General features: G+C 72.7%; 20 protein-coding genes and 1 rRNA gene. 6 read left to right on the top strand and 15 right to left on the bottom strand.

Annotated features, from left to right (window positions below):
• The 3 genes from BLR33_RS14220 to BLR33_RS14210 form a co-directional block, all read right to left on the bottom strand.
• Positions 1 to 65: ribosomal RNA gene (locus BLR33_RS14220) — 16S ribosomal RNA — on the bottom strand; the annotation flags it as partial.
• A 472-nt stretch (positions 66 to 537) separates the two neighbouring features.
• Complete coding sequence (tyrS, locus tag BLR33_RS14215; RefSeq protein ID WP_093784756.1) at positions 538 to 1,812, bottom strand: tyrosine--tRNA ligase; 1,275 nt, start codon at positions 1,810 to 1,812, stop codon at positions 538 to 540.
• Positions 1,813 to 1,890: 78 nt separating this feature from the next.
• Entirely contained in the window at positions 1,891 to 2,529 is a 639-nt protein-coding gene (locus BLR33_RS14210) for a DNA-3-methyladenine glycosylase (protein WP_245771392.1), read from the bottom strand.
• Between the two features lie 129 nt (positions 2,530 to 2,658).
• Between BLR33_RS14210 and BLR33_RS14205 the strand changes: the two genes are divergently transcribed.
• A complete protein-coding gene (locus BLR33_RS14205) occupies positions 2,659 to 3,198 on the top strand; it encodes a YbhB/YbcL family Raf kinase inhibitor-like protein (RefSeq protein ID WP_093784755.1) in 540 nt (179 codons plus the stop codon).
• A 796-nt stretch (positions 3,199 to 3,994) separates the two neighbouring features.
• Positions 3,995 to 4,498: an HNH endonuclease gene (locus BLR33_RS14200; protein WP_093784754.1), complete on the top strand. Its 504-nt coding sequence runs from the start codon at positions 3,995 to 3,997 to the stop codon at positions 4,496 to 4,498.
• Positions 4,499 to 4,512: 14 nt separating this feature from the next.
• Here the strand turns inward: BLR33_RS14200 and BLR33_RS14195 are convergent, their stop codons facing one another.
• The 4 genes from BLR33_RS14195 to BLR33_RS14180 all read right to left on the bottom strand — a co-directional run bounded on the left by BLR33_RS14195 (position 4,513) and on the right by BLR33_RS14180 (position 7,814).
• Positions 4,513 to 5,280, bottom strand: a complete 768-nt coding sequence (locus tag BLR33_RS14195; protein WP_093784753.1) for a sulfite exporter TauE/SafE family protein — start codon at positions 5,278 to 5,280, stop codon at positions 4,513 to 4,515.
• A gap of 85 nt (positions 5,281 to 5,365) precedes the next feature.
• Positions 5,366 to 6,337: an SPFH domain-containing protein gene (locus BLR33_RS14190; RefSeq protein ID WP_093784752.1), complete on the bottom strand. Its 972-nt coding sequence runs from the start codon at positions 6,335 to 6,337 to the stop codon at positions 5,366 to 5,368.
• 137 nt (positions 6,338 to 6,474) lie between these two features.
• Positions 6,475 to 6,906: an NfeD family protein gene (locus tag BLR33_RS14185; RefSeq protein WP_093784819.1), complete on the bottom strand. Its 432-nt coding sequence runs from the start codon at positions 6,904 to 6,906 to the stop codon at positions 6,475 to 6,477.
• A 116-nt stretch (positions 6,907 to 7,022) separates the two neighbouring features.
• A complete protein-coding gene (locus BLR33_RS14180) occupies positions 7,023 to 7,814 on the bottom strand; it encodes an ABC transporter ATP-binding protein (protein ID WP_093784751.1) in 792 nt (263 codons plus the stop codon).
• 130 nt (positions 7,815 to 7,944) lie between these two features.
• Here BLR33_RS14180 and BLR33_RS14175 point away from each other — a divergent pair, with 130 nt between their 5' ends.
• Complete coding sequence (locus BLR33_RS14175; protein ID WP_093784750.1) at positions 7,945 to 8,733, top strand: hypothetical protein; 789 nt, start codon at positions 7,945 to 7,947, stop codon at positions 8,731 to 8,733.
• 167 nt (positions 8,734 to 8,900) lie between these two features.
• Here the strand turns inward: BLR33_RS14175 and BLR33_RS14170 are convergent, their stop codons facing one another.
• From BLR33_RS14170 to BLR33_RS14160, 3 genes are all read right to left on the bottom strand, one after another.
• Positions 8,901 to 9,140, bottom strand: a complete 240-nt coding sequence (locus BLR33_RS14170) for a chaplin (protein WP_093784749.1) — start codon at positions 9,138 to 9,140, stop codon at positions 8,901 to 8,903.
• A 199-nt stretch (positions 9,141 to 9,339) separates the two neighbouring features.
• Positions 9,340 to 10,005: a response regulator gene (locus BLR33_RS14165; RefSeq protein ID WP_093784748.1), complete on the bottom strand. Its 666-nt coding sequence runs from the start codon at positions 10,003 to 10,005 to the stop codon at positions 9,340 to 9,342.
• On the bottom strand, positions 9,998 to 11,251 hold the full coding sequence (locus BLR33_RS14160; protein ID WP_093784747.1) for a GAF domain-containing sensor histidine kinase: 1,254 nt from the start codon (positions 11,249 to 11,251) through the stop codon (positions 9,998 to 10,000). The genes BLR33_RS14165 and BLR33_RS14160 overlap by 8 nt, the downstream gene beginning before the upstream one ends.
• Before the next feature lie 563 nt (positions 11,252 to 11,814).
• Between BLR33_RS14160 and BLR33_RS14155 the strand changes: the two genes are divergently transcribed.
• Positions 11,815 to 12,687, top strand: a complete 873-nt coding sequence (locus BLR33_RS14155) for a transglycosylase SLT domain-containing protein (RefSeq protein ID WP_093784746.1) — start codon at positions 11,815 to 11,817, stop codon at positions 12,685 to 12,687.
• A gap of 110 nt (positions 12,688 to 12,797) precedes the next feature.
• On the opposite strand, the gene BLR33_RS14150 is transcribed toward BLR33_RS14155, so the two are convergent.
• Positions 12,798 to 15,509 carry an FHA domain-containing protein gene (locus BLR33_RS14150; RefSeq protein ID WP_093784745.1) on the bottom strand — a complete coding sequence of 904 codons (2,712 nt, stop codon included), beginning with the start codon at positions 15,507 to 15,509 and terminating at the stop codon, positions 12,798 to 12,800.
• Positions 15,510 to 15,815: 306 nt separating this feature from the next.
• Between BLR33_RS14150 and serB the strand changes: the two genes are divergently transcribed.
• Positions 15,816 to 17,114, top strand: coding sequence for a phosphoserine phosphatase SerB (gene serB, locus BLR33_RS14145; protein ID WP_093784744.1), 1,299 nt, complete (start codon positions 15,816 to 15,818; stop codon positions 17,112 to 17,114).
• 73 nt (positions 17,115 to 17,187) lie between these two features.
• On the opposite strand, the gene BLR33_RS14140 is transcribed toward serB, so the two are convergent.
• From BLR33_RS14140 to BLR33_RS14130, 4 genes are all read right to left on the bottom strand, one after another.
• A complete protein-coding gene (locus BLR33_RS14140; protein WP_093784743.1) occupies positions 17,188 to 17,706 on the bottom strand; it encodes a SixA phosphatase family protein in 519 nt (172 codons plus the stop codon).
• Positions 17,707 to 17,848: 142 nt separating this feature from the next.
• Positions 17,849 to 18,097: a hypothetical protein gene (locus BLR33_RS34350; protein WP_245771391.1), complete on the bottom strand. Its 249-nt coding sequence runs from the start codon at positions 18,095 to 18,097 to the stop codon at positions 17,849 to 17,851.
• A 310-nt stretch (positions 18,098 to 18,407) separates the two neighbouring features.
• Positions 18,408 to 18,530 carry an SGM_5486 family transporter-associated protein gene (locus tag BLR33_RS36740; RefSeq protein ID WP_265737033.1) on the bottom strand — a complete coding sequence of 41 codons (123 nt, stop codon included), beginning with the start codon at positions 18,528 to 18,530 and terminating at the stop codon, positions 18,408 to 18,410.
• A gap of 42 nt (positions 18,531 to 18,572) precedes the next feature.
• Positions 18,573 to 19,985: a CynX/NimT family MFS transporter gene (locus tag BLR33_RS14130; RefSeq protein ID WP_093784742.1), complete on the bottom strand. Its 1,413-nt coding sequence runs from the start codon at positions 19,983 to 19,985 to the stop codon at positions 18,573 to 18,575.
• Between the two features lie 22 nt (positions 19,986 to 20,007).
• On the opposite strand from BLR33_RS14130, the gene BLR33_RS14125 reads away from it, so the two are divergent.
• Positions 20,008 to 20,691 carry a FadR/GntR family transcriptional regulator gene (locus BLR33_RS14125; protein WP_093784741.1) on the top strand — a complete coding sequence of 228 codons (684 nt, stop codon included), beginning with the start codon at positions 20,008 to 20,010 and terminating at the stop codon, positions 20,689 to 20,691.
• Positions 20,692 to 20,721: the final 30 nt, after the last annotated feature.

Here is a 20,721-nt window from a genome sequence, read left to right as displayed (position 1 = left end):
TCGACTTGCATGTGTTAAGCACGCCGCCAGCGTTCGTCCTGAGCCAGGATCAAACTCTCCGTGAATGCTTCCCCGTCATCGGGGCCACACATCACGAGAGCGGCACCCGGGAAGGAATAATCCCCAGGTGCACAGCGTCCTCGCTGTGTTTCTTCTTCAAAGGAACCACGTCTCAGAGAGAACAAATCTCCAAAAGACGGGGTATCAACATATCTGGCGTTGACTTTTGGCACGCTGTTGAGTTCTCAAGGAACGGAAGCTGCCATCGGCCACCGTCACCGGCGCCCTCCGGGCTTTCCCTTCGTGTTCACTACTGTACTTCATTCCCGGACCGATTCATAATCGGCTTCCTCGAATTGATTTTCGGCGCACCAAAAAACAACCCGATGATCGGGAAGACGTAGGTAGTGGGTGGCCGCTCGGCCGGCGGAACCTCTTGACGATCAGTCCCACCGTTTCGGCGGCTTGGACTACGTTACGCACCTGCGGCGGCCGAGTCAAGCTCGGCCGCCGCTCAAACGTGGATTTCCGGCCGTCTCAGCCGAGTTCGACCGCTCCGAGGTTGCGCTTGCCCCGGCGCAGCACCAGCCATCGGCCATGGATCAGGTCGGCCTCGGTGGGCACCGCGTCCTCGGCGGTGACCTTGGTGTTGTTGAGGTAGGCGCCGCCCTCGTTGATGGTCCGACGTGCGGCGGACTTGCTCGGCACCAGGTCCACCAGGGCCAACAGGTCGGCGATCGGGGCCAGTTCGGTCACCTTCGCGTGCGGCAGCTCGCCGAGCGCCGCGGCCAGTGTGCGCTCGTCCAGGGCCGCGAGGTCGCCCTGGCCGAAAAGTGCCCTGGACGCGGCCACCACGGCCGCGCACTGGTCGGCGCCGTGCACCAGAGTGGTCAGCTCCTCGGCCAGGGCCCGCTGGCCGGCCCGGGCCTGCGGCCGTTCCGCGGTGGCCCGCTCCAGCTCCTCGATCTCCTCGCGCGACGCGAAGCTGAAGGTACGCAGGTACCGCGGCACGTCCCGGTCGTCGGTGTTGAGCCAGAACTGGTAGAAGGCGTACGGCGTCGTCAGCTCGGGGTCGAGCCAGACCGTACCGCCCTCGGTCTTGCCGAACTTGGTGCCGTCCGCCTTGGTGAGCAGGTTCTGGGTGAGCGCGTGGGCCGGGCCGTGCGGCTGGTTGCCCAGGATGCGGCGGATCAGGTCCAGGCCCGCGGTGATGTTGCCCCACTGGTCGCTGCCGCCGATCTGCAGGGTGCAGCCGTACCGCTGGTAGAGCTCCAGGAAGTCCAGCGACTGCAGGATCACGTAGCTGAACTCGGTGTAGCTCATCCCCTCGCCGTCGAGCCGGGTCTTGACCGTCTCGCGGGCGAGCATCTGGTTGATGCTGAAGTGCTTGCCGAAGTCACGCAGCAGGGTGAGGGCGGAGATGCCCTCGATCCACTCGTAGTTGTTCGCCATCACGGCCTGTGTGGGGCCCGCGGTGTCGAAGTCCAGGAAGGCGGAGAGCTGGCCGCGCAGGGCGGCGACCCAGTCGCGGACGGTCTGCTCGTCGTTGAGCACCCGCTCGGCGCTGGGCTTCGGGTCGCCGATCAGGCCGGTGGCACCGCCGACGAGGGCGATGGGCCGGTGGCCGGCGAGCTGGAAGCGGCGCAGCGCGAGGATCTGGGTGAGGTGGCCGACGTGCAGGCTGCTGGCGGTGGGGTCGAACCCGCAATAGAGGGTGAGCGGACCGTCCGCGAGCGCCTTGCGCAGGGCTTCCTCGTCGGTGGTCTGGGCGAGTACGCCCCGCCACCGCAGCTCGTCGACGATGTCCGTCACGGTGTCCGTGTCTCCTCTTGCAGGTGTCTGTTCCACGAGTGTCCAGGGTGGCCGAGCCCGGCCGCCCGGGGCAAACCGCTATCGGCGGGTGCGTGGGCTGTGGGCGCGGTAGGGGCTGACGGTGGGGTCGCCGTCGATCCAGAACCGCCAGGGGTGGGCGGCGCCGTCCCCGCCGACGCCGGTGCGGGGGCCGGTGCGGACGGCCGCCGGGTCGGCGGGGGTGCCGGCGAGGACGCGGAAGGGTCCACTGTCGGCGGCGCAGGCGTCGGCGCCGTTGAGCGAGCGGTCGACGGACAGGGCGGTGGCCAGCCGGGCGGGGCCCTGGGCGAGGTCGCTGTCCTTGCGGGAGGTGGGGCGGTGCCGGCGGGCGAGGTCGGCGCCGGCGGTGATCTCGCCGCCGCGCAGCAGCACTCCGCTGGGGCGCCCGGCGGGACCGCACACCAGGTTGAGGCAGTACCACATGCCGTAGGTGAAGTAGACGTACACGTGGCCGGGCGGGCCGAACATCACGGCGTTGCGCTCGGTGCGGCCGCGGTAGGCGTGCGAACCGGGGTCGTTGGGCCCGTCGTACGCCTCGACCTCGGTGAGCCGCAGCTCGATCGGGCCGGCCTCCGTATTGCGGACGAGGACGCGGCCGAGCAGGTCGGGGGCGATCTCCAGAACGGGCCGGTCGAAGAAGGAGCGGTCCAGGGGGGTCCGTCCGGGTGGCGTGCTCACGGGCACCGAGCGTACGTGACGCCCGGTGCGGCACGGCCATCGCGGGCGTCCTAGGCTCGGCAGGGTCCGGTGTGCGAACGGAGCAGGCCGGAACAGGACCTCAGCAGGACCAGAGCAGGAGGTGTCGAGGTGACCGAGCAATCGCGGCGGCCGCTGCCCCATGACTTCCATCCCCCGGTGCCGTCGTTCACGGTGGTGAGCGACGACGTGACGGAGGGCGCCCCGTTGCGGCAGGACCAGGTGTTCGCGGGCGGCAACCGTTCGCCGCACCTGCGCTGGGAGGGCTTCCCCGAGGGGACGAAGAGCTTCGCCGTCTCCTGCTACGACCCGGACGCGCCGACCGGCAGCGGCTTCTGGCACTGGTCGGTGTTCGACATCCCGGCGTCGGTGACGGAGCTGCCCGCGGGCGCCGGGTCCGGCGACTTCGCGGGGCTGCCCGAGGGCGCGGTCCAGGTGCGCAACGACTACGGCACCCGGGACTTCGGCGGCGCGGCTCCGCCGCCCGGGGACGGCGAGCACCGCTACGTGTTCACGGTGTACGCGGTGGACACCGAGAAGCTGGACGCGACGGCGGACTCCAGCCCGGCGGTCGTGGGCTTCAACCTGCGCTTCCACACGCTGGCGCGGGCCCAGCTGGTGGGCACCTACGAGGTGCCGGCCGAGGGCTGAGAGGCCGCATCCCGGCGGGTCCGGTCGTCCGGTAGGGACGGCCGGGCCCGCCGTCGCCGTCCGGGCACTGTTCCGCCCACCGTTCCGCCCACGGGGCCGTCCGGGGAACTGCCGGGAGGACTGTCCGGGGGCTGTTCAGGGGGCTTCGTGCGGGCCGTTCGGGGCCTGCGGGCACCGGGCCGGTAAATCCCGTTGCGCCGCAGGGGATTGCAGCGGACAGTGGGGTGACCGGTGATGGGGTGGCCCCTTGGAATGCGCTCCGGGCGGGCCCTTCGCACCGGCGGCCGGCACCGCCGTGGCGGGGGCGGCGGGAGGCTGCGCGGCAGGAGAAGCCGCGCGCGCCGGCCGTCTGCCGGAACCGGGTCCTCGGACCGGGTGTCCGCGCCGGCACCCGCGCTCCGGATGTCCGCATGGACGGGGGACGGCATCCGGAGCGCCGGCTTCTTCGTACGGTCGCGCACGGGCCGCTGCGGCCCCGGATGACACGGCGCCGGAGTGAGCGGCTTCCGTACGGCCGCCCGCGGACTGCTCCCTACGAGAACCCCTCCGGGAACTCCCGAAAGCCGGCCGGTCCTCACCTCCCCGGGCCGCTCGTCCCGGCGCCGGGTGCGTACCTCTGTACCTCTTCACCTCTTCCCGCGGCTCCGTCCCCCGCTGCCGGCACTTGCTCTTCCGCTCGCCTTTCCCGCCGTTTCGGTCGGTCGCCATCCCCCCTTCCTCCTGGGGAAATTGCGTTGTCGCGGGTCCCTGCCGGGGGCACAGTGGTCGCACCCGAGGCCCTGGGAGGTGGGCGGACATGCGTGAGACGCTGGTGCTGAATGCGAGTTTCGAGCCGCTGTCGACGGTGTCGTTGCGCCGTGCGGTCGTGCTGGTGATGCAGGACAAGGCCGTCGTCGAGCAGGCCCACCCCGGTCTTCGGGTGCGCGCGGCGCAGGTCGACGTGCCGCTACCGCAGGTCATCCGGCTCTGCCGGTACGTGAGGGTCCCGTTCCGACAACGGGCGCCCTGGTCGCGGCGGGGGGTGCTGGTGCGCGACCGGCACCGGTGCGCGTACTGCGGGCGGCGGGCGACGACGATCGACCACGTGACCCCGCGTTCGCGCGGCGGTGGCGACACCTGGCTGAACACCGTGGCCGCGTGTGCCGAGGACAACCAGCGCAAGGCGGACCGTACGCCGGAGCAGGCCGGGATGCGGCTGCTGGTACGGCCGTTCGAGCCGACGCCGGCCGACGCGCTGCTGATGGCACTGGGCGGTCGGGAGCGGATCGCCCTGCCGGAGTGGCTCGCGGTGCCGGCCTGACCCGGCAAGGCGTCCTATCGCAGCAGGAGTTGCACGATCGCGGCGATGCCGACCGCGACGATGAGGCCGCGCAGCACCGTCGGCGGGAGGCGGCGTCCGACCCGGGCGCCGATCATCCCGCCGGCGGTGGCGCCGAGCGCGATGAGGCCGACGGCCGCCCAGTCCATGTGCGCCACCGCGATGAAGAAGACCGCGGCGACGCCGTTGACGAGGGCGGCCAGCACGTTCTTCAGGGCGTTGGCCCGCTGCAGTGTCTCGTCCAGCAGCAGGCCCATGAGGGAGAGGTAGAGGACGCCCTGGGCGGCGCCGAAGTAGCCGCCGTAGACGCTGGCGAGCAGGATGCCGAGGAGCAGGAGGGGGCCGCCGTGGGCGGGGGCGCCGGTGCCGGCGCGCTCGCGGCGGCTCTGCAGGGCGCGGGCCAGGCGGGGCTGGAGGACGACGAGGACGAGGGCGGCGGCGATCAGCGCGGGCACGATCGCGTCGAACGCCTTGGAGGGCAGGGTGACCAGCAGTATCGCGCCGGTGACGCCGCCGACCAGGCACACCGCGCCCAGCCGGAGCAACCGGCCGCGCTGGCCAGCGAGTTCGCGGCGGTAGCCGATGGCGCCGGTGACGGAACCGGGCACCAGGCCCAGGGTGTTGGAGACGTTGGCGGTGACGGGCGGCAGGCCGACGGCGAGCAGCACCGGGAAGGTGATCAGGGTGCCCGAGCCGACGATGGTGTTGATGGTGCCGGCGCCGACTCCGGCACCGAACACCGCGACGGCTTCCGCTGGTGACATGGGGCTTCTCCGTGATCTCCGCGCCTCCTGCCCGCCCACGGGTACGGGTCGGGGGGATGCGCGGCGATCATGTCACACCGCGGTGTCAGTCCTTGTCGAAGGGCGGGGCCTCGCGCCGGGGCGCGGGGGTGGCGGCCGGGCGGGTGGCGGGGGCGCCGCCGGGGGCCGCGGGTGCGCCGCCCGGGGCGCCGGGGATGTTGACGAGGCCGCCGAGGCCCTTGAGCGCGTCGTTGAGTTCGCTGGGGATGATCCAGAGCTTGTTGGCCTCGCCCTCGGCGATCTTCGGCAGCATCTGGAGGTATTGGTAGGCGAGCAGCTTCTGGTCCGGGTCGCCGGCGTGGATCGACTCGAAGACGGTGCGGATCGCCTGGGCCTCGCCCTCGGCCCGCAGCGCGGCGGCCTTCGCCTCGCCCTCGGCCCGCAGGATCTGGGACTGCTTCTCGCCCTCGGCGGTGAGGATCTGGGACTGGCGGACGCCTTCGGCGGTGAGGATCGCGGCGCGCTTGTCTCGGTCGGCGCGCATCTGCTTCTCCATCGAGTCCTGGATGGAGGTGGGCGGCTCGATCGCCTTGAGCTCCACGCGGTTGACGCGGATGCCCCACTTGCCGGTCGCCTCGTCGAGCACCCCGCGCAGCGCCGCGTTGATCTCCTCGCGGGAGGTGAGGGTGCGCTCCAGGTCCATGCCGCCGATGATGTTGCGCAGCGTGGTGACGGTGAGCTGCTCGATCGCCTGGATGTAGCTGGCGACCTCGTAGGTGGCCGCGCGGGCGTCGGTGACCTGGTAGTAGATGACGGTGTCGATGTTGACCACCAGGTTGTCCTGGGTGATCACCGGCTGCGGAGGGAAGGGCACGACCTGCTCGCGCAGGTCGATCCGGTTGCGGATGGTGTCGATGAACGGGACGACGATGTTCAGGCCCGCGCTCAGCGTGCGCGTGTAGCGGCCGAAGCGCTCCACGATGGCGGCGGTGGCCTGGGGGATCACCTGGACCGTCCTGATCAGCGCGATGAAGACGAGCACCACCAGGATGATGAGGACGATGATGATGGGCTGCATGGCCGCTCCCGCGCCGGTCGATGCGGATGTGTCGCGTACTACGACATGATCAATTGTCGCAGACAGTAGGCGCGTTGTGCGCGGGCTTCGGCGAATTCCCGCGGCGCGACGGCCGGTGGCTGCGGTCGTTCCGGCCGCTACATGACGACGGCCGTCGCTCCGTCGATCTCCACCACGTCCACCTGCTGGCCGGGGTCGAACACCCGGCCGTGCTCCAGTGCGCGGGCCGACCAGACCTCGCCGGCCAGCTTGATCCTGCCGTCGGCGCTGTCGTCCACCCGCTCTATCACCACCGCCTGCCGCCCCTTGAGCGCGTCCACGCCGCTGCGCTGCTCGGGGCGCTGGCGGTTCCGGTACGCGATCGGCCGGACGAACACCAGCAGCGCCACGGAGACCGCGGCGAAGACGATCACCTGGAGGACGATGCCCCCGCCCATTCCGGCGGTGGCGGCTCCCCCGAGCGCACCGACGGCGAACATGCCGAATTCGGGCATCGCCGTGATCACCAGCGGGATGCCGAGTCCCACTGCCGCGACGAGCCACCACACCCATGCGTCCACACGCCCAATCGTAGGCGTACGCACCCCTGTTGCGGCAGTGCGCACGCCGAGCCCGGTCGGGTGGGGGCTGCCCGGGCCCCCTGGGCGCGACCTGACGGCGGGTCAGGAACGGCCCTCCGGGCCGGTTACGACAGCGGCAGGCCGGCAGCGGTCCAGCGGTCGCCGCGGCGCTCGACGACGAGCGGCAGGCCGAAGCAGACCGACAGGTTGCGGGAGGTGAGTTCGGTCTCCAGCGGGCCGGCGGCGACGACCTTGCCCTGGCGGATCATGAGGACGTGGGTGAAGCCGGGGGCGATCTCCTCCACGTGGTGGGTGACCATGATCATGGAGGGGGCGATGGGGTCGCGGGCGAGCCGGCCCAGCCGGCGGACCAGGTCCTCGCGGCCACCGAGGTCGAGGCCGGCGGCGGGCTCGTCGAGGAGCAGCAGTTCGGGGTCGGACATCATGGCGCGGGCGATCAGGGTGCGCTTGCGCTCGCCCTCGGAGAGGGTGCCGAACTTGCGGTCGAGGAAGTCGCTCATGCCGAGCCGGTCGAGGAAGGCGCGGGCCCGGTCCTCGTCCACCTGCTCGTAGCCCTCGTGCCAGGTGGCGGTCATGCCGTAGGCGGCGGTGAGTACGGTCTGCAGGACGGTCTGCCGACGGGGCATCTTCTCCGCCATGGCGGCGCCGGCCATGCCGATGCGGGGGCGCAGCTCGAAGACGTCCACGTTGCCGAGCTTCTCGCCGAGGATCGAGACGGTGCCGCTGCTCGGGAAGAGATAGCTGGAGGCGACGCCGAGCAGCGTGGTCTTGCCGGCGCCGTTCGGCCCGAGGATGACCCAGCGCTCACCCTCGGCCACCGACCAGGAGACCTGTTCGACCAGAGCACGTCCCTCGCGGACCACGGATACGTCCACCAGCTCCAGTACATCGCTCATGAGCGCGTTGTCTCCCTGCAGATTCGGCTGTCGCGGCATGTCCGGTGTGCCGGGATCGGCACGGGCCAGAAGAAACCCCCGGGGAAAACTTACGCCACCGCGGGTGCGGCCCAGTCCATAGGCTGGGGGCATGCTTGATGAACCACGCTCAGGACGGCTGACCGCATGGGGAAATGCCCTGCTTGCCGGACTTGCCGCCCCCGATGACGTCGCCGAGCGGATCGCCGGGGACGACGCGGTGCACCGGATCGCGGGGCTGCCCGGCGAGCCGGCTCCGGTGGGGCTGACACTGGGTCTCGGCAGGCTGCGGGCCCTGGGCGTCACCGGGCTGCGGCTGGCGCTGCCGGTCCCGGGGCACCCGCTGGGGCTGTCCGGTCCGCCGGAGTTCAACGCGCGGGCGCTGGTCGCCGGGGAGGCCGTGCTGACGGTCGGGGCGATCTCGCTCGGCCTGGTGCCCGAGGTGCGCGAGGCCGGTCCGGCCGGGGACGTGCACGTGGATGTGGAGTGGCAGTGCCTGCCGACGCGGGACGCGCCGCCGGCCGACGTGCCCTCACTCGGCGAGGCCGAGCGCGAGCTGGCCGAGGCGCTGCGGGACGCCACGGAGGCGCTGGCCCGGCTCGACGTGGCGGGCGCGGGCCCAGCGGCGCAGGCAAGCCTGGATGCCTACCGGGCGCGGGCGGCGCGGGGCCGCGAGGTGCTGGCGCCGGGGTACCCGCCGCGGGCGGTGCGGGTGCTGGAGCTGGCCCAGCGGGTGGGCGCGCTGGTGGAGATCGCCGCGGACGGCCACGGGGCCGCGGTGAGCGCCTCGCAGATCGCGGCCCGGGCGGAGCTGCTGCGCCCGGTGGAGCGGACCGCGCGGCGGGCGCAGGTGGCGGCGTACAACGCGTACGTGGAGGAGTCGCAGCGCCGCGGTTCGTAGCGAGCGGGGCCCCTCCCCTACGTCCCCCTCGTATCTTCCGGGCCCGTGGAAGGAGGACGGGCCCCGCGGCGGCGCATGTACCGCCCGCGGGGCCCGTCGCCGCGGCGGCCGGTGGCAGCCGCGGGGTCCTGCTCGGCATGTCCCGCCCGGCGGGCGGGCGCCGGGTGTCAGGCGTTGGCGCCGGTGTTCCCGAAGGCCGGGTTGAGCAGGCCGATCACGTTGACGGTGTTGCCGACCACGTTGACCGGGACGTGCACCGGGACCTGCACCAGGTTGCCGGAGACGACGCCCGGCGACTTCACAGCGGCGCCCTGGGCGGTCGAGTCGGCCGAGGCCACGCCGGCACCGGCGGCGGCGAGGCCACCGGCCACGAGGGTGACGGTCACGGCCTTCTTCAGGTTCTTCACTTCGCACTTCCTCCTTGCGGGTCGTGCCCGGCAATCCGCCGCGGCACGCCCTGCGCAACGGGCCACCGGCCCGGGGGATGCGCACTGCGGGGGACATACACCCGACAGTATGAATCTCACTCCGCCATGCGCCGGCTCCCCCGGGGCGCGACCGGCTCCGGGCGGCCCGGGCCGCGGGAGGGCCCGGCCTGCGCGGGGATCAGCTGCCGACGCCGTTGCGCACCGCCCACAGGGCGGCCTGGGTGCGGTCGGCGAGGTCGAGCTTCATCAGGATGTTCGACACGTGTGTCTTGACCGTCTTCTCCGAGAGCACCAGGGCGCGGGCGATCTCGCGGTTGGAGCGGCCGTCGGCGATGAGGGCGAGCACTTCGCGCTCGCGTTCGGTGAGGGTGCCGCCGCGGCCGGCGCCGGGCGCGGACTGCTCCTGGGCGAGCAGGGCGCCGGCCACCTCGGGCTGCAGCAGGACGTGCCCGGCGTGCACGGAGCGGATGGCGCCGGCCAGCGCGTCGGGGTCGACGTCCTTGTAGACGTAGCCCGAGGCCCCGGCGCGCAGCGCGGGCACCACGGTGCGCTGCTCGGTGAAGCTGGTCACGATGAGCACGCGGGCCGGACTGTCGGCGTCGCGCAGCAGCCGCAGCGCCTCGATGCCGTCGGTGCCGGGCATCTTGACGTCCATGAGGATCACGTCGGGCCGCAGTTCCAGCGCGCGGGCCACGCCCTCGGCGCCGTCGGCCGCCTCGCCGACGACCTCGATGTCGCCCTGGACCTCCAGGAAGGTGCGCAGGCCGCGCCGCACCACCTGATGGTCGTCCACGAGCAGGACCCGGATCGGCTGCCCGTCGCCCGCGGGCCGGCTCTCAGCCACCTGGCACCTCCATCTCGATGACGGTGCCCTTGCCGGGCGCCGAGTGCACGTCGAGCCGGCCGCCGACGCCGCCGGCCCGGTCCCGCATGGACACAAGTCCCAGGTGACGGCCGCTGCGGCGGACGGCGCCGGGGTCGAAGCCGCGGCCGTCGTCCCGGACCCGCAGCCGGACGCCCTTGCCGCGGCCTTCGAGGGCGACGCCGACGTTGCGGGCCCCGGAGTGCCGCAGCGCGTTGTGCACGGCCTCCTGGGCGACGCGCAGCAGCGCCTCCTCCTGGGCGGCGGGCAGGGCGCGGACGGCGAAGGAGCGGAAGGTCACGTTCGCCGAGTGCACCCGGTCCAGGACCTCCACCTGGGTGCGCAGGGTGGCGACCAGGCCGTCCTCGTCCAGGGCGGCCGGGCGCAGCTCGACCACGACGGCCCGCAGTTCGTCGGCGGCCTCGGCGGCCAGGGCGGCGACCTGGCGGATCTCCTGCTTGGCGCGGCCGGGGTCGGCGTCGACAAGGGCGGCCGACGCCTGGGCGGTCAGCCGCAGGGAGAACAGCTTCTGCGAGACGGCGTCGTGGAGCTCGTGGGCGATCCGGGCCCGCTCGCCGGCCAGGGTCAGCTCGCGGCTGCGCTCGTGCAGGCGGGCGTTGGTCAGGGCGATGGCGGCATGGTCGGCGAGGAGCCGCAGCAGGTCCTCGTCCTCCTGCGTGAAGCCGCAGCGGCTCTTGCGGGGCCCCTTCCCGCCGCCGTCAGCGCCGTCGGTACCGCTGCCGCCGTCACCGCCTGCAGTACCGTCACTGCCCGGTGAGCCGTCCGGGCGGGGTTCCTCGGCGCCGGGCGGGCAGATCTTGTTGGCCAGGAAGACCGCGCCCAGGATCTCCTCGCCGTCCAGCACGGGCATGCCGATGAAGTCGGTCATGACGGGGTGGGCGCGCGGCCAGCCGGCGAAGCTCTCGAACTCGCGCACGTCGGCCAGGCGCTGCGGGGTGGCCTCGTGGAGCATCGCGGCGAGCACGCCGTGCTGGCGGGGCAGCGGGCCGATCGCCCGCCACTGCTCGTCGCTGACGCCGTCGACGACGAACTGGGCGAAGCCGCCGTGGTCGTCCGGGACGCCGAGCGCGGCGTACTGGGCGCCCAGCAGCTCGCGCGCGGAGGCGACGATCGTCTGCAGCACCTCGCGCACGTCCAGCCGGCGGTTCATCGCCAGGATCGCGGCGCTGACCGCTTCGATCCCGCCGCGCGGCGTCCTGGGCGTCATGCTCCCCACGGTACCGGCGGGCCCGGGCCGCCCGTATGCGTCCCGAGCCCGGCCCCGCCTGCTCCCTGCGACCTAGACCTTGTGCCCCGGACGTGCCCTGGACGTGCCCTGGACGTGCCCTGGACGTGCCCTGGACCCCTGGCCGGACGCCCGTGCGACAGGCGGTGATACAGACGGCCCGGGCGGGGCGCCCGTGATAAGGCCGCTCGCCGCCCAGGGGATGGAATATCCGAGATGCCTACTAATAGCCTTAAAACGGACACAAGGGATGAAACATCCGCCGGATGTGCCCCCTGTGTCCGCTCATAAGCGTCACATAAAGCAGTGCGGCCGTCACCGTCGGCGAGAAACGGGGAGCGCCCCTGTGACCTCACCTACAGGACGTGGGTCACATACTAAGCCGCTTAGTGGAATTGCCGCCCCTGTTTTACCGCCATCCGACCCGGTGAACACCGCCCGGCGCCCCGCACCCGCTACGAATTCGACTCGTAGTGGAGCTCGTTGACCCCCGATTTAGGACCCTCTAACAATTCTCGGGTCCCAATCGGAAGAGGTAATCCCGAATGCAGCTCCCCACGATCCCGAAGATCGGCAGCCTGTCGAAGAAGCACAAGCTGACGGCGGCCGGAATCGCCGCCGCAGCCGCGGTTGCGCTCACAGTCACCGGTCTGGAGGCGACCGCTGGAGGGTCGGCCGCCGCTGTCGGCGACCCGACTGGGTTCTCCGTCTCCACCGGCGACCAGGTCAAGGCCGTCGGCGGCAAGAGCGGTATGGCCTCGCAGAAGGCCGTCGACGACGCGGCCGCGGCCAAGAAGAAGGCGGCCGCCGACGCGGCGGCGAAGAAGAAGGCCGCGGCCGACGCCGCCGCCCGCAGCAAGGCCGCCGCCGCGGACGCCGCGAAGCGCAAGGCGGCCGCCGACGCCGCCGCGCGCAAGAGCGCGGCCGAGGAGGCCGCGGCCAAGCGCGCCCGCGAGGCCACGGCCAACCGCTCCACCACCCGCGCGGTGATCAAGCCGGCCCCCGCCCCGGTGAAGAAGGCCCCGGTCGTCAAGAAGGCCCCCGTCGTCAAGAAGGTCGTCCCCGTGGCCACCGCGCCGGCCGCCGTGGTCTACCCGGACAACCTGGACGGCTGGATCCGCCAGGCCCAGGCCGTCCTGGCCGCGCACAACATCCCGGTGCCGACCTACAACGGCATTTACCGCAACGTCATGCGCGAGTCCTCCGGCAACCCCAATGCCATCAACCTGTGGGACTCCAACGCGGCCAAGGGCATTCCCTCCAAGGGCCTGCTGCAGACCATCGACCCGACGTTCAACGCGTACCACGTGTCGGGTACGTCGTGGAACGTCTACAACCCGGTCGCGAACATCGCCGCCGCGTGCAACTACGCCTGGCACGTCTACGGCGGAATGGACAACGTCAACTCGGCGTACTGATCCGGAAAACCACCGGACGGCACTTCCCCGGGTGCACGCAAAGGGCGGCGGGACGCAATCGTCCCGCCGCCCTTCCGCCTTTTCCGGCCGCCGAGTTGCGGCCGCCGCCCCTACTTGCGCATGACCTCCGGCTCGTGCCGGCGCAGCAGCCGCGCCACCACGACACCGCACAGCGCCGCCATGAGCAGCAGCACCACAATGTCCAGCGTCCAGGTGCCCGCGGTGTGCTTCCACAGCGCGTCGCTCGTCCTGTGCGTCGGGTCCCACGGCAGCAGCACGTTGAGGTCGGCCGTGACGCCCGCGCCGGCCACCGCCCAGCGGGCCGGCATCAGCCACGACAGCTGCTCCACACCGGGCTTGCCGTACAGCTGGAAGAGGACGCCGGTGAAGACGATCTGCACGATGGCGAACATGACCAGCAGCGGCATCGTCTTCTCCGCCGTCTTCACCAGCGCCGAGATGATCAGGCCGACCATCATCGAGGTGAAGCCGAACGCCATGATGACCAGCGCCATCTCCCAGCCGGGGTGGCTGTGCAGGATCACGCCCGAGGGGGGCATCTTGCGCGGCGCGAAGCCGATGCCGCAGATGATCGCGCCCTGCAGGGCGGTGATGACACCGAGCACGATCACCTTGGACATCAGGTACGCCGACCGGGACAGGCCCACCGCGCGTTCGCGCTCGTAGATCACCCGTTCCTTGATCAGCTCGCGCACCGAGTTGGCGGCGCCGGCGAAGCAGGCGCCCACCGCGAGGATCATCAGGATGGTGCCGGCGTCCTTGTTGGTGAACAGCGGCGGCTTGCCGGGCCCGAGCCCGTTGTCGGCCGGGATCAGGATGCTCACCACGCCCAGCACCGCGGGCAGCACCACCATCAGCCCGATGAAGCCGCGGTCGGACAGGATCACCGACAGGTAGCGCCGTACCAGCGTGTACAGCTGCGAGCCCCAGCCCTGCGGCTTGGGCGGCCTGGCCGCCTGGTACGGGATGTAGTGCGCGGCCTGCGGTGCCGCCGAGTCCAGGTCGGCGGCGTACGTCTGGTAGTGCTGCGAGCCGCGCCAGCGGCCGGACCAGTCGTAGTCCCGGTAGTTCTCGAACGCCGAGAAGACATCCGCCCAGTTGTCGTAGCCGAAGAAGGTCAGCGCCTCGTCCGGCGGGCCGAAGTACGCCACCGAGCCGCCCGGCGCCATCACCAGCAGCTTGTCGCACAGGGCGAGTTCGGCCACCGAGTGGGTGACGACCAGGACGGTGCGGCCGTCGTCGGCCAGGCCGCGCAGCAGCTTCATCACGTCGCGGTCCATGCCCGGGTCGAGGCCGGAGGTCGGCTCGTCCAGGAAGATCAGCGACGGCTTGGTGAGCAGTTCCAGCGCCACCGAGACGCGCTTGCGCTGGCCGCCGGAGAGCGAGGTGACCTTCTTGTCGGCGTGGATGTCGAGCTTCAGCTCGCGCAGCACCTCGTCGATGCGGGCCTCGCGCTCGGCGGCCGCGGTGTCGCCGGGGAAGCGGAGCTTGGCCGCGTACCGCAGCGCGGTGCGCACCTGGAGCTCCTTGTGCAGGATGTCGTCCTGCGGCACCAGGCCGATGCGCTGGCGCAGTTCGGCGAACTGCTTGTAGAGGTTGCGGTTGTCGTAAAGCACCTCGCCCTGGTCGGCGGGCCGGTAACCGGTCAGCGCGCGCAGCAGGGTGGACTTGCCGGAGCCGGACGGGCCGATCACGCCGATCAGCGACTTCTCCGGCACCCCGAAGGAGACGTCCTTCAGGATCGTCTTGGTGCCCTTGCCGTGCGGTACCTGCACCGACAGGCGGCGGGCGGAGAAGGACACGGCGCCGGTGTCGACGAACTCCTCCAGCCGGTCGCCGACCAGCCGGAAGGTGGAGTGCCCGACGCCCACGATGTCGTTGGGCCCCAGCAGGTGGCGCTGGATCGGCTGGCCGTTGACGTACGTGCCGTTGTGGCTGCCGAGGTCCACGATCTCGAACCGGCCGTCGGGGTGCGCCCGGAACTCCGCGTGGAAGCGGGAGACCTGCAGGTCGGAGACGACCAGCTCGTTCTCCAGCGCGCGGCCGATCTTCATCACCCGGCCCAGCGCGAGCTGGTGGAAGGTGGTCGGGCTGCGGTCGCCGTGGCCGGGGCGCGGGGCGCCCTGAGCCGCCTGCGGCTGCGGCTGGTACGGCGGCGGCTGCGGCGGCTGATTCTGCACCTGGCCGCCGCCCCATATCTGCTGCGGCTGCTGCGGTGCCTGCTGTGGCACGGCCTGCGGCGGCACCTGCGCGGGCGGCGCGCCCCACCCCTGCCGCTGCGGTACGGCCTGCGGCGGGGCGGCGTACATCTGCGGCTGCTGCAACGGCTGTTGGGCCTGCTGCTGGGGCTGCGACGGGGTGTGCGGCGGCTGGTACTGCGGCGCCGGCGCCTGCTGCGGCGGCCGGTACGGCTGCGCGGGCGCGGCCGGTGCCGCCACCTGGGCCGCGGCGGGCTGCGCGGCGGCCGGCACCGCGCCGCTCGCGGCGGCCGCTCCGGCAGCCGCTGTGAAGCTCAGCCGCGGGCCGTCGGCGGCGTTGCCGAGGTGGACCGCGGAGCCGGCGCCCACCTCCGTCCGCTGGACCCGCTGCCCTTGCACGAAGGTGCCGTTGGTGCTGCCCAGGTCCTCGATCACCCAGCCGCGCTCACCGCGGCGGATCGTGGCGTGCCGCCACGAGACCCGGGCGTCCTCCAGGACGAGGTCGCCCTGCGGGTCGCGGCCCAGGGTGTACGACCGGGACGGGTCCAGCGGCCAGGTCTGTCCGTTCAGTTCAAGTAGAAGTTCAGGCACCCCATGCCCCATTGGTTGTCCCCCGAATAGTCCCCCATGGGGGGGGCAGTCTAGGGATTGCGAACATCGGGAGGAACTCTTTCAGACGCGGCACCGTCTTCGCTCTGTGCCCGAAACCGTCCTCCACGGCCCACGACGCCCGCGGTGGGCCATCGGTTCCGCCGGACGGGCGGGCGATGGCACCGATGGCCCACCGCGGGCACCGCGGCCGGGCCTGCCCGGGGGCCGCGGCGGGCCGGGCCGGATGCCGGGCAGGGGTGTCCGCCCCTCGGGACGGCGGGTGATCGGCAGACGGACGGCCGATACGGTGGGAGCACCATGACTGACGCCTCGCAGACCCCACCGGCGACCGGTCCGGCAGCCTCGCCCGGCACTGCCCCGCAGGGCGCCGCCGGTGGGCTGCCCCCCGCGGACGCGCCGACCCTCCTGGTGAAGATCTTCGGCAAAGACCGCCCCGGTCTGACCGCCGGCCTCTTCGAGACGCTCGCCGGCTACGGCGTCGCCGTGGTGGACATCGAGCAGGTCGTCACCCGGGGCCGTATCGTGCTGTGCGCGCTGGTCACCGTGCCGGCCGGGCGCGGCGCCGAGGGCGAGCTGCGGGCCACCGTGCACGCCTGGGCCGAGTCGCGGCGGATGGAGGCCGAGATCATCTCGGGCATCGGCGACAACCGGCCGCGTGGCGAGGGCCGTTCGCACGTCACCGTGCTCGGCCACCCGCTGACCGCGGAGTCCACCGCGGCCATAGCGGCACGGATCGCGGGCGCGGGCGCCAACATCGACCGGATCTTCCGGCTGGCCAAGTACCCCGTGACGGCCGTGGAGTTCGCCGTCTCGGGCGCCGAGCACACCGCGCTGCGCTCGGCGCTGGCGCTGGAGGGGGCCAGGCGCGGGGTGGACGTTGCGGTGGTGCCCGCCGGGCTGCAGCGCAGGGCGCAGCGGCTGGTGGTGATGGACGTGGACTCCACGCTCATCCAGGACGAGGTGATCGAGCTGTTCGCCGCGCTCGCCGGCTGCGAGGCGCAGGTCGCGGAGGTCACCGCGGCGGCGATGCGCGGCGAGCTGGACTTCGAGCAGTCGCTGCACGCCCGGGTCGCGCTGCTGGCGGGCCTGGACGCCTCGGCGGTGGACAAGGTCCGCGCGCAGGTGCGGCTCACCCCCGGCGCCCGAACGCTGGTGCGGACCCTCAAGCGGCTCGGCTCCCAGGTCGGCGTGGTCTCCGGCGGCTTCACGCAGGTCACCGACGACCTCAAGGAGCGGCTCGGGCTGGACTTCGCGGCCGCGAACACCCTGGAGATCGTGGACGGGCGGCTGACCGGCAAGGTGGTCGGGCCGATCGTGGACCGGGCGGGCAAGGCCCGGCTGCTGCGGGACTTCGCCCGGCAGGCCGGGGTGCCGCTCAGCCAGACGGTGGCGGTCGGCGACGGCGCCAACGACCTGGACATGCTCAACGCGGCCGGTCTCGGCGTGGCCTTCAACGCCAAGCCGGTGGTGCGCGAGGCGGCCGACACGGCGGTGAACGTGCCCTTCCTGGACACCGTCCTCTATCTGCTGGGCATCACCCGCGAGGAGATCGACGCGGCGGACGAGCTGGACGGGGTGGACACCAGCGAGGACTGAGCCCGCCGGCCGCGGGCGCCGCGCCGTCCTCGGTGGCGCCCGCGGTGCGCCGGCCGGCCGGCTCGTGCGGGGTTCAGCTCTCGTGCGGGGTCCAGAACGCCGACATCCGCGCCACGCCGTGCTCCACGGACTTCCACGAGCCGTCGAAGGTGAGCACCGCGAAGGCCGCGGTGGGGAAGCCGCCGCGGTGCATGCGGGCCAGCGGTTCGCTCTCGGTGCCGGCCAGGGCGTCGGCCAGCGCGTGGATGCCCGGGTTGTGGCCGACGAGCAGCAGGGTGCCGACATCGTCCGGGGTCTCGTTGACCACGGCGATCAGCTGGCCGAGCGTGGCGTCGTAGAGCCGGTCCTCGTAGACCGTCTTCGGGCGGTGGTCGAGCTCGTGGGCGACGAGCTTCCAGGTCTCGCGGGTGCGGTCCGCCGTCGAGCACAGGGCGAGGTCGAAGGTGAGGCCGTCGTCGGTGAAGCGGCGGCCGGCCGCGGGGGCGTCCAGCCGGCCCCGGTCGGCGAGCGGGCGCTCGCGGTCGGGGACGTCGGGCCAGTCGGCCTTGGCGTGCCTGAGCAGGACGATGGTGCGCGGTGAATCGACGGTCATGCCCTTCAGCTTTCCAGAAATCAGGCGGTCAGGCGCGGGATGACCGAGGACGTCCGCGGCCGGGGCCCGGCGTGGCGGCGGGCGGCCGGGAGGGCGGGCGGTGTCTCGGGCGAGGGTTTCGGGCGGTCCCGACCTGACGGCTTCAGACGAGGTGGCCGAGCAGGGCGAGCACGGCGGCGCCCAGGCCCGCCAGGTGCCGCAGCAGGTCGCCGCCGGAGGCCGTGGGGGTGCCGTGCGCGGAGCCGCTGCCGACCAGCACCAGCAGCGCGGTGAAGGCGGCCACCGGCAGTGCCAGCCCCCACCAGGTGAGCCGGGTCTGGGCCGCCGCCTTCGCGGTGCCGCCGGCCGGGCCGGTCTGCCGCTCGTACAGGTGCGGGGACTGCGTGGTCACGGTGAACGCCTCCGTGGGGACCGTCGTGGTGCCGCTGCTGCCGTCGTGGTGGTGGTGCGTCGTGTGCTGCCGTCTGTGTACGGCACGACGCTACGGGCGCGGCTTCTGCGGTCCCATCCGGTCGTCCACCCACTCGACCCTGACCCTGGCCCCCTAGGGAAGGTGGGGTTGTCCCCACCCTCGGCTCGGGGTCGGCCGCCGCGGAAGGTGCGCGGGGCCCGGTCGAGGCGCAAGGGAGGCGCGGTCGAGGTGCGGGCAAGGGCCAGGGGAGGCGGAGTCGAGGTGCGGGCGAGGGGCGCTGCGGGGCGGGTTACCCCATACGGGCCGCGATGGTGGCGACGACCGCGACGATCGCGGGCACCCCCATCATCAGGCCGAAGACGATCAGCAGCCGCCGGTGCGGCTGCGGGGGGTTGGGTTCGAGTACGGGCATGGAGTCAGTCTGGCACCGGTTCCTGGGCGGCCCGCGGCGGGGTCACAGTTCGTCCTCGATCTGGCGGTTGCGTCCGGCGAGCACCCCGCACAGGACCTGCGGGGCCACCAGGACGGCCATCAGCACCATGGGCACGCCCCAGCTGCCGGTGGCCTGGTTGAGGGTGCCGACCAGGATCGGGCCGGGGATGGAGATGAGGTAGCCGGTGCTCTGCGCGAAGGCCGACAGGCGCACCACGCCGGGGCCGGTGCGCGAACGCATCCCGATCATCGTCAGCACCAGGGGGAAGGCGCAGTTGGCGACGCCGAGCAGCAGCGCCCACAGGTACGGGGCGGCGGCCGGGGCGGCCCACAGGCCCAGGAAGCCGGCGATCTGGCAGACGGCGAGCAGGACGACGATGGGCCCCTGGGAGCGCATCCTGGCGGCGAGCGGCGGCAGGACGAACGACAGCGGCACGCCCATCGCCATGGTGACCGCGAGCAGCACGCCCGCCTGTCCGGCGGAGATCCCGGCGTCGCGCAGGATCTGCGGCATCCAGCCCATGGTCACGTAGGCCGCGGTGCCCTGGAGCCCGAAGAAGCAGGCGAGCATCCAGGCGGTGCGGCTGCGGGTGATCCGCCCATGCTCCCCGGGTGCGAGGACGGGTGCGCCGGCGGAGCCGCTGGTGGGGGCACTGTCCTCGGCACCTGTGTCCGCCGCCTTTGCAGCGGCCCCGCTCGACGCCATGGGTGCCGGGGAGCGCCTGGGCACATGGACGCCGGAGCGGTCGCGGACGAGGAGGATCCAGGGGCCGACGGCGAGGGCGGCGAGCAGGGCCCACATGCCCAGGCCGAGGCGCCAGCTGCCGCCCATGGCGTCGGTCAGGGGGACGCTCACCGCGGCGGCCACGGCGGTGCCCAGGGACAGCGCCATGGAGTACAGGCCGGTGACGGTGCCGACCTTGTCGGGGAAGTAGCGCTTGACGATCACCGGCATCAGCACGTTGGAGACGGCGATGCCGGCCAGTGCCAGGGCGCTGGCGGCCAGGAAGACGGCCGTGCCGCCGGCGAGCGGGCGCAGCAGCAGGCCGATGGTCAGGGCGGCCATGCCGGCGCAGACGACGGCGCCGGGGCCGTACCGGCGGGCCAGCCGGGGCGCGGCGAAGCCGAAGAGGGCGAAGCAGGCGGCGGGCACCGAGGTGAGCAGCCCGGCCATGGTGCCGCTCATGCCGAGTCCGTCGCGGACCTCCTTCAGCAGGGCGCCCAGGCTCGTGATGGCCGGGCGGAGGTTGACGGCGGCAAGCAGCAGCGCGGTGATGACGAGCCGGCGCACCCATTGCGGCGGCCGATGGGCGCTCTCGTGGGCGCTGACGGCGGCCGGCCGGGCCGGGGCGGCAGGGACGGTGGCGGGTGGGGTTGCGGGGTCGGGTGCGGCGGCCGCCGCGCGGTCGAGGGTGAGGGGTTCGTCATCACGCATGGATCCATCATAGAATGATGGGATGAATCTCGGACCCGTGCCGCGTCCCGCCCCGCTGGCCGACCAGGTGATCGCGCGGCTGCGCGCGGAGATCGCCTCGGGCACCTGGCCGGTCGGCTCCCGCATCCCGACCGAGCCGGAGCTGGTGGAGCGGCTCGGCGTGGCCCGCAACACCGTGCGCGAGGCCGTCCGCGCGCTGGCGCACAACGGGGTGCTCGACATCCGCCAGGGCTCGGGCACCTATGTGCTCGCCACCAGCGAGCTCGCGGGCGTGATGCGGGCGCGCTTCGAGGGCTCCGATCCGCGGCACGTCGCCGAGCTGCGCAGCTCCCTGGAGGCGGGAGCGGCGGGGCTGGCCGCCGAGCGGCGCGAGGAGGCCGACCTGCGGCAGCTGGACGCCCTGCTCGCCGGGCGCGAGCAGGCGTGGGAGTCGGGCGACGCGGAGGCGTTCGTGCAGGCCGACGTGACGTTCCACCTGGCGGTGGTGGCGGCTTCCCACAACGAGGTGTTCAGCACCCTGTACGCCGACCTCGGCGAGGTGCTGCGGGACTTCCTGCGGGCCGACGTGGGCACGACCCTGCGTCCCGAGGACCATCTCGACCACGCCCGGCTGGTGGCCGCGATCCGCGCGGGCGATGTCGCCGCGGCCTCCGCCGAGGCCCGCGAGCACGCGCTCTTCTGCCGCTTCGTGAACCCGCGCCGCTGAGTGCGGCCCCCTGGACGCGGCCCGGCACCA

This window comes from Actinacidiphila guanduensis (assembly GCF_900103985.1).
Taxonomy (GTDB): domain Bacteria; phylum Actinomycetota; class Actinomycetes; order Streptomycetales; family Streptomycetaceae; genus Actinacidiphila; species Actinacidiphila guanduensis.
Note: the sequence above shows the minus strand (reverse complement) of the source record. Positions and strands in the feature narration are given on the sequence as shown.